The organism is Xanthomonas albilineans (assembly GCF_002939705.1).
Classification (GTDB): domain Bacteria; phylum Pseudomonadota; class Gammaproteobacteria; order Xanthomonadales; family Xanthomonadaceae; genus Xanthomonas_A; species Xanthomonas_A albilineans.
In genome coordinates, this window is record NZ_MDCB01000001.1 from 76,365 (window position 1) to 89,492 (window position 13,128).

At 63.0% G+C, this 13,128-nt stretch carries 13 protein-coding genes; 11 read left to right on the plus strand and 2 right to left on the minus strand.

Annotated features, from left to right (window positions below; translation table 11 throughout):
- Positions 1-29: 29 nt before the first annotated feature.
- Positions 30-533, plus strand: a complete 504-nt coding sequence (purE, locus tag XalbCFBP2523_RS00340; RefSeq protein WP_012915785.1) for a 5-(carboxyamino)imidazole ribonucleotide mutase — start codon at positions 30-32, stop codon at positions 531-533.
- Positions 530-1,678: a 5-(carboxyamino)imidazole ribonucleotide synthase gene (locus XalbCFBP2523_RS00345; RefSeq protein ID WP_045760626.1), complete on the plus strand. Its 1,149-nt coding sequence runs from the start codon at positions 530-532 to the stop codon at positions 1,676-1,678. Before purE ends, XalbCFBP2523_RS00345 begins: the two co-directional genes overlap by 4 nt.
- Positions 1,679-1,780: 102 nt before the next feature.
- On the opposite strand, the gene XalbCFBP2523_RS00350 is transcribed toward XalbCFBP2523_RS00345, so the two are convergent.
- Entirely contained in the window at positions 1,781-2,359 is a 579-nt protein-coding gene (locus XalbCFBP2523_RS00350) for a superoxide dismutase (protein ID WP_012915787.1), read from the minus strand.
- A 130-nt stretch (positions 2,360-2,489) separates the two neighbouring features.
- Here XalbCFBP2523_RS00350 and grxD point away from each other — a divergent pair, with 130 nt between their 5' ends.
- The 5 genes from grxD to ppnN all read left to right on the plus strand — a co-directional run bounded on the left by grxD (position 2,490) and on the right by ppnN (position 9,282).
- On the plus strand, positions 2,490-2,810 hold the full coding sequence (grxD, locus tag XalbCFBP2523_RS00355) for a Grx4 family monothiol glutaredoxin (protein WP_012915788.1): 321 nt from the start codon (positions 2,490-2,492) through the stop codon (positions 2,808-2,810).
- The gene (locus XalbCFBP2523_RS00360; protein ID WP_045765613.1) at positions 2,810-3,547 is read left to right on the plus strand and encodes an SDR family NAD(P)-dependent oxidoreductase; all 738 of its coding nucleotides are present in this window, start codon (positions 2,810-2,812) and stop codon (positions 3,545-3,547) included. The genes grxD and XalbCFBP2523_RS00360 overlap by 1 nt, the downstream gene beginning before the upstream one ends.
- Positions 3,544-4,143 (plus strand): YhgN family NAAT transporter, encoded by a 600-nt coding sequence (locus XalbCFBP2523_RS00365; RefSeq protein ID WP_012915790.1) that lies wholly within the window; start codon positions 3,544-3,546, stop codon positions 4,141-4,143. The genes XalbCFBP2523_RS00360 and XalbCFBP2523_RS00365 overlap by 4 nt, the downstream gene beginning before the upstream one ends.
- A 419-nt stretch (positions 4,144-4,562) precedes the next feature.
- Positions 4,563-7,784 carry a TonB-dependent receptor gene (locus tag XalbCFBP2523_RS00370; RefSeq protein ID WP_045765614.1) on the plus strand — a complete coding sequence of 1,074 codons (3,222 nt, stop codon included), beginning with the start codon at positions 4,563-4,565 and terminating at the stop codon, positions 7,782-7,784.
- A gap of 109 nt (positions 7,785-7,893) precedes the next feature.
- Positions 7,894-9,282: a nucleotide 5'-monophosphate nucleosidase PpnN gene (ppnN, locus tag XalbCFBP2523_RS00375; RefSeq protein ID WP_045765615.1), complete on the plus strand. Its 1,389-nt coding sequence runs from the start codon at positions 7,894-7,896 to the stop codon at positions 9,280-9,282.
- On the opposite strand, the gene XalbCFBP2523_RS00380 is transcribed toward ppnN, so the two are convergent.
- Positions 9,272-10,309, minus strand: coding sequence for a sensor histidine kinase (locus XalbCFBP2523_RS00380; RefSeq protein WP_012915793.1), 1,038 nt, complete (start codon positions 10,307-10,309; stop codon positions 9,272-9,274). The two genes, ppnN and XalbCFBP2523_RS00380, sit on opposite strands and share 11 nt — an antisense overlap.
- Positions 10,310-10,466: 157 nt before the next feature.
- On the opposite strand from XalbCFBP2523_RS00380, the gene XalbCFBP2523_RS00385 reads away from it, so the two are divergent.
- The 4 genes from XalbCFBP2523_RS00385 to XalbCFBP2523_RS00400 are packed head-to-tail and all read left to right on the plus strand — an operon-like array spanning position 10,467 to position 13,126.
- A complete protein-coding gene (locus XalbCFBP2523_RS00385; protein WP_080928073.1) occupies positions 10,467-11,039 on the plus strand; it encodes a GspH/FimT family pseudopilin in 573 nt (190 codons plus the stop codon).
- Positions 11,040-11,064: 25 nt separating this feature from the next.
- On the plus strand, positions 11,065-11,559 hold the full coding sequence (pilV, locus tag XalbCFBP2523_RS00390; RefSeq protein WP_045765616.1) for a type IV pilus modification protein PilV: 495 nt from the start codon (positions 11,065-11,067) through the stop codon (positions 11,557-11,559).
- Positions 11,556-12,551 carry a PilW family protein gene (locus XalbCFBP2523_RS00395; protein WP_268989560.1) on the plus strand — a complete coding sequence of 332 codons (996 nt, stop codon included), beginning with the start codon at positions 11,556-11,558 and terminating at the stop codon, positions 12,549-12,551. The genes pilV and XalbCFBP2523_RS00395 overlap by 4 nt, the downstream gene beginning before the upstream one ends.
- The gene (locus XalbCFBP2523_RS00400; RefSeq protein WP_045765617.1) at positions 12,548-13,126 is read left to right on the plus strand and encodes a pilus assembly PilX family protein; all 579 of its coding nucleotides are present in this window, start codon (positions 12,548-12,550) and stop codon (positions 13,124-13,126) included. The genes XalbCFBP2523_RS00395 and XalbCFBP2523_RS00400 overlap by 4 nt, the downstream gene beginning before the upstream one ends.
- Positions 13,127-13,128: the final 2 nt, after the last annotated feature.

The following is a 13,128-nucleotide window of genomic DNA, read 5'->3' on the forward strand; positions in this document are numbered from 1 at the left end:
AGAATACGTCTTTAAGGCAGGGGACGGCCATGGCCTCCAGACAAACCACGCCGCTCGTCGGCATCGTGATGGGCTCCCGCTCCGATTGGGAGACCATGCAGCACGCAGCGGAGAAGCTCGATGCCTTGGGTGTGCACCATGAAGTGAAGGTCGTGTCGGCGCATCGCACGCCGGATGTGCTGTTCGCCTATGCCGAGGCGGCGGCGGCGCGTGGGCTGCGCGCGATCATTGCCGGTGCCGGCGGCGCCGCGCACCTGCCGGGCATGCTCGCGGCCAAGACGGTAGTGCCGGTGCTGGGCGTGCCGGTGCAGTCCAAGGCGCTCAATGGCATGGACTCGTTGCTGTCGATCGTGCAGATGCCGGCGGGTATTCCGGTGGCCACCTTCGCTATCGGCAATGCCGGCGCGGCCAATGCCGCGCTGTTCGCCGCGGCGATGTTGGCGGCCGAGCATGTCGATGTCGCCACGGCGCTGAGCGCGTTTCGCCAGCGCCAGACAGAAGACGTGATGGCCAAGGACGATCCGCGCCAATGACGACGGTCGGTATTCTGGGAGCGGGGCAGTTGGCTCGGATGCTGGCGATTGCCGGTGCGCCGCTGGGCCTGCGCTTCGCCATGCTGGATACGGTGGCCGACGCTTGCGCCGGCCAGGTCGCCCCGCTGCAGGTTGGCGATTACCGCGACGCGGCGGCGCTGGCCGCTTTCGCCGCCAAGGTGGATCTGGCCACCTTCGACTTTGAAAACGTGCCGGCCAGCAGCGCCGAGTGGCTGGCGGGACAGGTGCCGGTCTTCCCCAGTCCGGATGCGTTGGCAGTGGCGCAGGACCGCCTGGCCGAGAAGACTCTGTTCCGAGAACTGGGCATCCCGGTGCCCGCGTTTGCCGCGGTCGATCGCCGCGAGGAGCTGGATGTGGCACTGGCCATGGTTGGCACGCCGTGCATTCTCAAGACCCGCCGTCTTGGCTACGACGGCAAGGGCCAGTTCCGCATCGCCTCCGTGGCCGATGCCGATGCGGCCTGGGCGGCGTTGGGCGCGCAGGCGTCGAGTGTCGGCTTGATCGTCGAGGCGTTCGTGCCGTTCCAGCGTGAGATCAGCGTTGTGGCGGTACGTGGCCGCGATGGCGAATTCCGCACCTGGCCGCTGACCGAGAACTGGCATGTCCAAGGCGTGCTGTCGGCCAGTTTGGCTCCGGCGCAGGCCGATGCCGCGTTGGAACAGGCGGCAGTCGCGCATGCGCGGGCCTTGGCCGAGCGCCTGCAGTACGTCGGCGTGTTTGCGCTGGAGTTGTTCTGCCGCGATGGGGTGTTGCTCGCCAACGAGATGGCGCCGCGCGTGCACAACTCCGGCCACTGGACCATCGAAGGCGCCGAGACCTCGCAATTCGAAAATCATCTGCGCGCAGTGCTCGGCTTGCCGCTGGGGTCCACGCGCATGTGTGGCCATGCCTGCATGCTCAATTGGATTGGTGCGATGCCCGATGCCGCGCCGGTGCTGGCCCAGCCCGGTGGGCATTGGCACGACTATGGCAAGGAGTCGCGCGAGGGACGCAAGGTCGGCCACGCCACGCTACGCGAGGATGCGGCCGAGGCGCTCGCGCAGGCGCTGCAGACGGTCGGTGCGCAATTGCAACGTGAGGCCCAGGTCGCCCCGGTGATCGCCGCGCTGCGTGGGCAGCGCTGACCCAGCGTCATCGTTGTCGAATCGCTGTCGATCTGTGGCCGGTCCAGGGGGCTTGTCTGCGGGTGCCGGCCTCCCGGTGCTGCCTGCGTCGCGGGTGCGATCTCAGCGCAGGTTGGTTGCCACGAACTCCCAGTTCACCAGCTTCCAGAACGCCTCCAGGTAGCGCGCGCGGTCGTTGGGGTAATCGATGAAGTAGGCGTGTTCCCAAATGTCGCAGGCGAGCAGCGGGACATCGTGGCCAGTTAGCGGTGACACCCCATTGGCGGTGACGATCACGGCTAAGCTGTCGTCCGGGCGTTGCACCAGCCAGACCCAGCCCGATCCGAACACGCTCAGCGCCATGCGGGTGAACTCGGTCTTGAAACTGGCGATGTCGCCGAAGCGCTTGGTCAGAAGTTCGCCAAGCGCTCCTCCGGGCTCGCCGCCGCCGCGCGGACGCAGGCCGCGCCAGTAGAACGCGTGATTCCAGATCTCGGCGGCCTCTTCGAACAGGTGGCCCTGTGCGCGCCGCAGCAGATCCTCTAGCGGCAAATCGGCCAATTCGCTGCCGGCGATGCGTGCATTGAGCCGTTCCACCAGACTGCGTTGGTGTTGGCCGTGATGATGGTCCAGTGTCGCCGCCGACAGATGCGGCGTCAGTGCGCTGTGGTCGTAGGGCAGCGGGGCGAGTTCGATGGCCATGGATCCTCGGTGGCGGGGTGCGCGTGTTTCGGTACGATCACGCGCAGGGCTTACACTATGCGGCGATGCGAAAGTCTAGTCGATCGTCGAGGTCACTCTTTCGCCCCAGCAACAGTGAGGAGAACCCGCAATGCAGGTGATGGAGCGCATCCAGGCCGATGTTGAACGGCATCCCATTGTGTTGTTCATGAAGGGGACGCCGCAGTATCCGATGTGCGGTTTCTCCAGCCGTGCGCTGCAGGCGTTGTTGGTTGCCGGCGCCGACCGGTTGCATACGATCAACGTGCTCGATGAACCGGAAATTCGCGCCAATCTGCCTCGTTATTCGAATTGGCCGACTTTTCCTCAGTTGTTCATCCATGGTGAATTGATTGGTGGTTGCGACATCACCCTGGAGTTGTTCGAGTCCGGTGAGTTGCAGCGCATTGTGACTGAGGCTTACCTGTCGTGATGCAGGCGGTGGTGCCGCAGGCCGGCGTGCTGGCCCAGCGGGTGGTGCTGATCACCGGCGCAGCCGGTGGTCTGGGTAGCGCTGCGGCCCTTGCCTGCGCCCAGGCCGGGGCCATCGTGGTTCTGCTCGGGCACAAGCCTGCGCGGCTGAATCGGGTTTACGATGCGGTCGCCGCGGTCGCCGCGCCACCGCTGCTCTATCCGCTGGACCTGCTGGGGGCCACGCCGCAGGACTATGCGACCCTGGCTGAGCGCCTGCAGGCGGAGTTGGGGCGTCTGGACGGGCTGCTGCACTGCGCGGCCGATTTCATTGGTCTGACGCCGTTCGAGCATGCCGATCCGGCGCATTTCGCGCGTGCCATTCACGTTGGTCTGACGGCTCCGGCCTGGTTGACCCAGGCCTGTCTGCCACTGCTGCGGCAGGCGCCGGATGCCGCCATCGTGTTCGCATTGGACGACCCGGCGCGTGTTGGCCAAGCCTACTGGGGAGGCTACGGCGCGGCCCAGTACGGACGTCGGGGTCTGCTGGCGAGCCTGCATAGCGAACTGGCCGCTTCGCGCGTGCGTGTGGCGGGGTTGCAGCCTGGCCCGATGCGCACACCGTTGCGCGCGCGCGCCTATACCCATCACGAAGACCTCGACGCGGTGGATCCCGCACGTTACGCCGCGGCCTGCGTGGATTTGCTGTCCCCTGCCGGCGCAGTGCATGGCGGCACCACCTGGACTCCTGCGGTATGACCATTCTCTCGGCGGCACTATTGTTATTTCTGATCCTCGATCCGCTGGGCAACATCCCGGTGTTCCTCAGCGTGCTCAAGCCGTTGTCGGGCAAGCGGCAGCGCGTGGTGCTGGCGCGCGAGTTGCTGATCGCCCTGATGGTGCTGATGGGGTTCCTTTGGGGGGGGAAGTACGTTCTAGAGGTGATGCATTTGCGCCAGGAATCGGTGGCGATCGCCGGTGGCATCGTGCTGTTCCTGATCGGCATCCGCATGATCTTCCCGCGGCCGGAAGGGCTGCTGGGCGAGCTTCCCGAAGGTGAACCTTTCATCGTGCCGCTGGCGATTCCGTTGGTGGCTGGCCCGTCGGGCATGGCGGCGGTGATGCTGATGGGCAGCAATGAGCCGACGCGCCTGGGCGAATGGAGCCTAGCGTTGATTTTGGCCTGGCTGGCAACCTCGGCGCTGCTGTTTTCCGGCACCCTGTTGTATAAGCTGCTCGGCATGCGCGTATTGACCGCGGTCGAACGGTTGATGGGCATGTTGCTGGTGGCGATTTCGGTGCAGATGTTCCTGGATGGAATCAGCACCTATCTGAAATCCCCGCTTGCCGGTTGAGTGCTTCCCGCATTAGCGGGCCGTGGGTGTTGTCCGCGGTGGTTGCCCGATAGGCGGCGGCAAGGGCGCGCGCGGGTCAGGCCGTTGCCACGGCAGGCGAGCGAGGTGGCAAGAAGCGGGGACCACCTGGCCCATGCGCGGCGCTGTGCGGCCGGGGCGCACGCTGCACTGACGCCATCGATAGCAAGATGACTGGGGGCTTGCGTCCTTATCCATGTCCGTTCGTGTCGAATTGTCGTGGTTCTGCAACACGACCCTCTCTCCCTTACGGTGTTAATTTTATGTTAATAATTGCGGGGTGGCAAGTGGGAACGCCTCTTCACTGCTTCCGTTGCCGTGCGCCCGCACCAGCGCGGTGTGCTATGCGCATTTCGTCAAACTCCATTGAGGCTTTTGCAATGATTCAATCCCGTCTGCGGATGTCCAAGCTCACGTTGGGCTTGGTCGCAGTGCTCGCTGCTGCGCCCGTGTTCGCCCAGAGTACCTCCGCCGGTGTCGGCGGCTTGGTGACCCATGCTGGCCAGCCGGTCGCCGGTGCCGAGGTGACCATCACCCACGTCGAGTCGGGCACGGTCAACCGGGTCTCCACCGATGCCAGCGGTCGCTACAATGCGCGCGGCTTGCGTGTCGGCGGTCCGTACACCATCACCATCACCAAGCCGGGCGAAGGCACCAAGACGGAAGATGGCCTGTACCTGGGCGTTAATCAGACCGCCAGCATCAATGCCGAGTTGACCGGCGACATGGCCGCGCCGACCACGCTGGAGACGGTCAACGCCGTCGTTGCGGCCAGCGGCTCGGAAGTGTTCAGCGCCACCAAAATGGGTGCCGGGACCAACGTCGGTCGCGAGCAGATCGAGGCGTTGCCGTCGATCAATGGCAACATCCAGGACTACATGCGTTTGGACCCGCGAGTGGCCTTTGTCGATCGCGCCTCGGGCACGATCAGCGCCGGTGGTTTGAACCCGCGCTATAACGCGATCAATATCGATGGCGTCTCGGCGAGCGACACCTTCGGCCTGGAAGGCAACAACATGACCACCCGGCGTCAGCCGGTGTCGATGGAGGCCATCGAAGCCATCGACGTCAACGTGTCCAACTACGATGTCAGTAGCGCCAGCGCCGCTGGTGCCACCGTCAATGCGGTGACCAAGTCCGGTACCAACGAATTCCACGGTTCGGTCTACGGCTCCATGCGCGATGGCGACTGGTTCGGTAAAAATCCCGATGGCAGCAAGTTCAATGGTTTCAATAAAGAGACGACCTACGGTGCGACTTTCGGTGGCCCGATCGTCAAAGACAGGCTGTTCTTCTTCGCCAACTACGAGAAGTTCAAACAGGACGCGCCTGGCATCGATCTGGGCAGCACGGCGCTGGGCAAGCCCAACGCCAGTTACGGCATGGCCGATGTGACGCGCGCGGAGCAGATCGCTAAAAACTATGGCTTCGACGCCGGTAGCTTGAACAGCGACGGCAACACCGATCTGAAGGAATATGCGCTCAAGCTGGACTGGAACATCAGCGACAACCACCGCGCCAGCTTCCGTTACAGCAAGCTGGACCAGAGCAAGCTGCGCATCAACGGCGCCGGTAATTCCAGTCAGGCGTCGCTGAGTTCTTATTGGTACCAGCACCAGAAGAGTGTAGAGAGCTACGTCGGTCAGTTGTTCAGCGATTGGTCGGAGAACTTCTCCACCGAGTTCAAAGTGTCTTACCGCGACTACTCCGCGATCCGTGTGGTCCCGACCGACGCGCCGAGCATTGCGGTGTACTTCGGCGGCGCGGTCGCCAACCCGACCGGCGACGTGCTGTACCTGGGCACGGAGGCCAATTCGCAGGGCAATATCCTCACCACGAAGACCTGGAATTACTACGGTGCGGGCACCCTGACTCTGGACAATCACAATCTGAAGTTTGGCGTCGACTACAGCACCAACGACATCTACGACCTGTACGGTCGCAATAGCTGGGGCGTGTACAGCTTCTTCGGTCTGGACAATTTCGCCAGCGGCCGCTGGAGTTCCTACCAACTCAACCAGGAGCGTACGCCGGGTTCGATCGCCGCCAACTACACGAACACCAATCTTGGCCTGTTCGTACAGGACACCTGGTACGTCAATAGCAACCTGACCCTGACCCTGGGTCTGCGTGGCGACCGTCCCGGCGTCAGCCCGGATCCGGCTTATAACGCGGGTGCGCAGGCTGCATTCGGCTACGACAACAGCAAGACCTTCAGCGGTGGCTTCCTGATCCAGCCGCGCGTTGGCTTCAACTACACCTTCGACACCGAGCGCCCGACCCAACTGCGCGGCGGCGCAGGCCTGTTCCAGGGCGATGCGCCGGAGGTGTGGATCGCCAACAGTTACTCCAACACTGGTTTCAACTACAACGCCTACAGCTTCACCACCTACGATCCGCGCCTGCCGTTCAGGGCCAATAAGAACACCCAGCCGGTTCCCACCACGCCGGGCTCGGCCACCCAGGGGGTGAACTTCGTCGGCAAGGATTTCAAACTGCCGTCGCTGTACAAGGCCAACCTGGCACTGGACCACGAACTGCCGTGGAACGGCATCGTGGCGTCGGCCGAAGTGCTGGTGACCAAGGTCAAGGAGGGCTTGTACTACAAGAGCCTGAACATCGGTTCCGTCGCTACACCGGGTCAGGATCCGAGCCCGGCCTACTACGGTCCGGATGGCCGCGCGCTGTATTGGAATCCGTCGCAGACTGGCCGTCCATGGGCGGCCGGCAATAATCGCTTCGGCCGCAACGCCGGCTACAGCGATGTCTACCTGATCGACAATACCGACAAGGGCAGGACGCAGCAGTTGACCTTGTCGCTGTCCAAGCCGTTCAGCGAAGGCGGCGATTGGTCCTGGAGCCTGGGATACACCTACACCCACGCCACCGAAGTCGGTTCGCTGACCAGTTCCACCGCCAGCTCGGGCTGGGGGAACCAGTACGCGTTCAACGCCAATTCCGAAACCGAAAACAAATCGCGCTATGCGATCAAGGACCGTATTTCCGGTTCGTTGGACTGGAAGCATATGTTCTTCCGCGACTACGAGACCCGCGTCGGTCTGGTCTACGAAGGCCGCAGTGGCCGTCCCTACAGCTATTTGTTCAACGGCGATGCCAACGGCGACGGCCGTTCGACCAACGACCTGTTCTACGTGCCGAAGGGGCCGGGCGACGTGCTGTTCGGTAGCCTCAGCAATACAGGTGCGTTCACCGCCAATCCGGCGCTGCAGAAACAGTTCTTCGACTGGTTGGCGCAGAACCCGCAGCTGGCCAAGTACGCTGGTAGCTACGCTCCAGCCAATGGTTTCCGCTCCGCCTGGATCAATACGTTCGACGTGCGCATCAGCCAGCAGTTGCCCGGCCTCTTCAAGGGGCACAAGTCGGAGCTGTGGCTGGACATCCAGAATGTGGGCAATCTGTTGAACAAAAAGTGGGGCAGGATCTACGACTATGGCTTCTACGCCGATGCCCGCGTCGCCAACTTGCAGGGCATCTACAATGGCAAGTACGTGTACAACACCCTGTACACCGATCAGCCGACGGCGGCCAATGCCGATGCCGATGGGTTCAACACCGGCGTGTCGCAGTGGTCGCTGCAGTTGGGTTTCCGCTATCAGTTCTGATCGCGGCGCAAGCTGAAGCGTGGGAAACGGCCAGGGCGACCTGGCTGTTTTCTTTTTGTGGTGGCTGACGTTAAAGTCGCCGGCTGACGACAACGACACGACATCCGATATGACGACCAGCAATACGGCGGCGCATACGCTGCCGGTAGTGGATGCGCGGATCTACCCGCGCGGCGGCCTGGACATTCTCTCGCGCGTGGAAGTGGCGCGGTTACGCGATGCTTCCAGCGGTGGTCTGCACGATCGATTGCGGCGTTGCGCGTTGGCGGTGTTGACCAGCGGCAGCGCTTCCGACGATCCTGGTGCTGCCGGCGATCTATATCACGATTTCGATATCCAGGTACTGCAACGCGACCGTGGCGTGCGTATCGATTTGATCAATGCCCCGGCGATGGCCTTCGTGGATGGCGAGATCATCAACGGTGTGGCCGAACTATTGTTCGCCGTGGTCCGCGACTTGGCCTACATGTCCATCGAACTCGGTCTGGAATCGACGTTCGATCTGCAATCCAGCGCAGGCATCACCAACGCCGTGTTCGGGCAGTTGCGCAACGCGCGCATCCTGCAGCCCAACGACCCGAGGCTGGTGGTGTGCTGGGGCGGCCATTCGATTTCGCGCGAGGAGTATCTGTATACCAAGCAGGTCGGCTACGAGCTGGGTCTGCGCGGGCTGGACATCTGCACCGGTTGCGGCCCGGGCGCGATGAAGGGGCCGATGAAAGGCGCCACCATCGCCCACGCCAAGCAACGCAAGTACGATAACCGCTACATCGGCCTCACCGAGCCGGGCATCATCGCCGCCGAATCGCCGAACCCGATCGTCAATCATCTGGTGATCCTGCCGGACATCGAGAAGCGCCTGGAGGCCTTCGTTCGCATCGGCCACGGCATCATCGTGTTTCCCGGCGGCGTCGGCACTGCCGAGGAGATCCTGTACCTGCTCGGGATCCTGATGCGCGAGGAAAACCAGGGTTTGCCGTTCCCGCTGATCCTGACGGGCCCGACCATCGCCGCGCCGTACTTCGCGCAGATCGACCGTTTTTTGCGTCTGACCCTGGGCGAGGCAGCCACTTCCCGCTACGAAATCGTGGTCGGCGATCCGGTCGCGGTGGCGCGCAAGATGGCCGCTGGCATCCAGCAGGTACGCGCGCACCGCAAGGAACAAAGGGACGCGTATTACTTCAACTGGTCCTTGCACATTCCACTGGAGTACCAGCGTCCGTTCGAGCCGACGCACGCGGCAATGGCGGCCCTCGATCTGCACCATGGCCGGCCGCCGCACGTGCTCGCGGCGGATTTGCGCCGCGCGTTTTCCGGCATCGTCGCCGGCAACGTCAAGCAAGACGGCGTGCGTCGTATCGAGCAGCATGGACCGTTCGAAATTCATGGCGATGCGGACATGATGCAGGCGTTGGACGCGCTGCTACGCGCCTTCGTCGAACAGCGTCGGATGAAGATCTCCGGCGAGTACCGGCCTTGCTACCGGGTCATGACCTGAGCGCGATCCGGATCGTGGCGACGAAGCTGTCGCCATCGCTGGCGGTGCGTAGCGAGGCGCCTTGCAGGCTCTCCAGCCGGGTACGCAAGGCCGATAGGCCAACGCGGTGGCCGCGTTGGAGGTGCGGCGCCGCGCCGCTGGGGGGCAGGGGATTGCGGATGTTGATTTCAAGCGCGTCGCTGCGTTCGTCGATGCCGATGCAGATCTCGCCGCCCTCGGGGGCGCATTCGATGCCGTGGTGAACCGCGTTCTCCAGTAGGGGTTGCAGCGACAGTCGCGGAATCCGTATCGGCGCAATGGCGTGGGGCAGGGTCCAGTGCACGCGCAGGCGCGGGCCGAAACGGATGGCTTCGATGTCCAGGTACCGCTTGGCCAGATCGATCTCGTCTTGCAGGTCGACCAGATCGGGGCGTGCCAACGCGGCGCGGAACAGGTCCGACAGGTCCATCAGCAGTTGCTCCACCTGCTGTGGCTGCCGATGCACTAGCATCACCGCGGTGTTGAGCGTGTTGAACAGAAAGTGCGGCTGGACCCGCGCGGCGAGTGCGTCGATCTCGGCCTGCTTGGCGCGTTCCACCAATTGTTTGATGCGTACATGATTGTGCAACGCGGCCATGCCCAGTAAGCCGATCAGCAACGCGATGCCCGATAGTTGCAGCGACAGCGTCAGCCATGACCCCGTAGAGAGCTGCCAATAATCGCCGAAGGTCGACAGGACGAGTCCGCTGATGAGCCAGGTCAGCGCCTGCATCAGGCACAGCGTTGCGGTGGTGATCGCCAGAAATCCGCGCCTTGCCAGGATTCGGCGCAACAGCAGCAGACTGGCCAGGGTGAGTAGCGCGATCCACTGGATGCCCAGCGACGCCAGGCCGAAATACACCCAGCGATTACTGGTCGTGCTGGTGCCTGGGAATGGAGTCAGGGCCAAAATGGCGGCGATGCACTCGCCCGCCATCACGATCCAGATCAGGGTGGACGGCTGCTTGAGGACCTGCAACTGATCGTTGGAATAGGCGGAAGCGGGCATCGTGAGGCGGCGGGGTGAGCACGGAGGCACATCATGCCGGCTGGCGTTGCCCGGCGCACGGGCCGTCTACCCCTGAATTGCTGCCATTCGTCGGCAATGGCTGGCGGATCGGGAGCCCCGCCGCTAGCGTTAACCTGGGGATAGAGATGGGGGATCTATGGTAGTTCATGGGAAGCGCGCTCTTGTCGAGCCGGCGCGGCAGCGTGGCTTCACGGTGGTCGAATTGATGGTCACCATCGCCATCCTGGCGATCCTGGTGGCGCTGGCGGTGCCCAGCTTTACCGCGCTGATTCGCAGCAACCGCTTGACCAGTACCGCCAACGAACTGGTTGCCGCGCTGCAGTTGACGCGTTCGGAGGCGGTTCGCCTGAACGGTGGTGTGAGCCTGTGCCGCAGCGACAATGGCAAAGCCTGCGCCGCCGGCGGTAACTGGACTGGATTCTTGGTCGTTGCCCGCGATGGCACCGTCCTGCGCACGAGTACCTTGCGCGCTGACCTGATCGTTCGAAGCAACGTCCTCGATGGCTTGAACGACAGGCTGACCTTCGGTGCCGACGGCGTCGCCCGCAACAACGCTGGCGATCCGTTGACGATGGTCATCGCGGTGTGTATGCCGGTTGTCAATCCCACCAGTCCACCCAACAACGTCAGGAACGTGGAGATGCTCGGCGGCAGCCGTATCCGGGTTCAGTCGTCCAGCGATAACGGCACGTGCAACACCACCGGCTAAGTCGGTTTCGGGAAGCGGAGAGACGATGAAACGGTTCGACAGCGGTAGACACATGGCAGGCGTCAGCCTTATCGAGGTCATGATTTCGGTGTTGATTCTTGGCGTGGGGATGCTGGGGGTGGCGGCCATGCAGACCACCGCGCTGCGCAACAACCAGAGCGCGCTGCAGCGCAGCCAGATCGTGATGGAAACCTATGCGATTCTCGATGCGATGCGTGCCAACCGTGCTGTGGCGATAAAGAGTGGCTACAACACCACCGGCATGCTGTGCAACGCACCCACTGCCACCGATATCATCTCCAGCGACCAAGCCTTATGGCTCAACGGCTTGAAGACCGCGATCAGTGGCAGCCTAGCTGGAGATAATCAGAGAACCTGCGGCGCCATTGCTTGTGCAGCCAATCCCAAGGGCGCAGTCATTTGCACGATCACCGTGCAATGGGACGACAGCCGCGGCAAGAACGCGGGTGGCGTTAACGGCAGCGCGACCCAGACATTAGCAACGGTGACCGAACTGTGAAGCCTCTTTTTATCCATAAGCGGCCACGACGCCAATCGGGCTTCAACCTGATCGAATTGATGATTTCGATGCTGCTCGGCCTGCTGGTGGTCGGCGCGGCGATCGGGATCTTCATTTCCAACCGCCAGACCTACTCTGCGACCGAAGGCCTCAGTCGGATCCAGGAGACCGCCCGAACCGGCTTCGAAATGATGGCGCAGGACATCCGCGAGGCCGGCGGCAATCAATGCGATTCCGGGCTGCCGGTGGTCAACGTGCTGAAAAATCCCACCAGTCTGTGGTGGACGAACTGGGCGATGCCGTTGAGTGGCTACGAAAACCGAGGTCCGGCAGACCTCAAGCTCACCCCTCCGATCAGGCTTGCGGACAACACCGATGTGATCCAGATGCTCTCCGCCGGTACGGGGGGCGCGACCGTGACTGCGCACGATCCGGTCACCATGACCTTGACCCTCAACGCGGCGGCGCCCGATCTGCATTCCTACGCGATCATGCTGCTGTGCGACCGGCAGCAGCTTGCGGTGCTGCAGGTCGGTCTCGTCGCCAGCACAGCCGTTAGCTATGCTGGGGCCCCGCTCAATGCGTGCAATCAGCTTGGGCGGCTGCCGTCTGTTTGCGCCACTGGCGTGAACAACTACACGTTCGAGATGAATTCCATCCTCTCCGAGCTGCGAGCAGTGCGCTGGTACGTTGCCACAGCCAGCTCGAAGGTCGGCACGTCGTTGTATCAGCAGGTGATCGGTCCGGGTGGGGCGTCTGCCAATAATGAAATCGCCGAAGGCGTCACCGACCTGCAGTTCACGTACTTAGTGAGCGGCGCTACCGCTTACGTCGATGCGGGCGTGGTGAGCAATGCCAACAACTGGGCCAATGTGATCGCCGTGCGGATCGTCATGACCGTCAATTCCAACGACCCGGTGGCCGCGGGCCAGCCGCCGGCAGTGTCCCGCACCTTCAGCACGACCGTGAGCATCAGGAACCGGAACCCATGAACATCTCTCCGTCTCCAACCCGGCAAACCGGTATTTCTCTGATCGTCGTTCTGCTGTTGCTGTTGATCATGACCTTGTTGGGCTTGGCGGTGCTACGCAGCACCCTGTTGCAGGAGCGCATGTCGTCCAATATGTACGACCGTAGCCTCGGCTTCCAGGCCGCCGAAGGCGCACTGCGCGATGCCGAGAACTTCATCCAGGCAAACGCTGTCAATGGCAACACCGTCGGTTTCAATTGTTCCGGTGGCGCGACCGTATGCCCGGCCGTTCCTACCAATACCTATAACGACACTACAACTGGCGGTTGTGCGGTGGGCGCGAAGGAGTGCTGGGTGAACGGAACGGTGACTCCGAAGGGGCAGGCGGGTCCGGCGCAGTATTACATCCAGTATCTGGGGCAGCGCACCAGCCAAGACCAATTGAGTTTGGGGTCGAGCATCAACCAGAACCAATACGGCGGGACCGGCGGGACCTCGATGGAGAGCTACTACCGCGTCATTGCGCGCAGCGTCAGCCCGGCCTCGGCCAGTGGTCGCGCCATCGTCGTGTTGCAGACCAATGTCACTGTCAAGTAAGG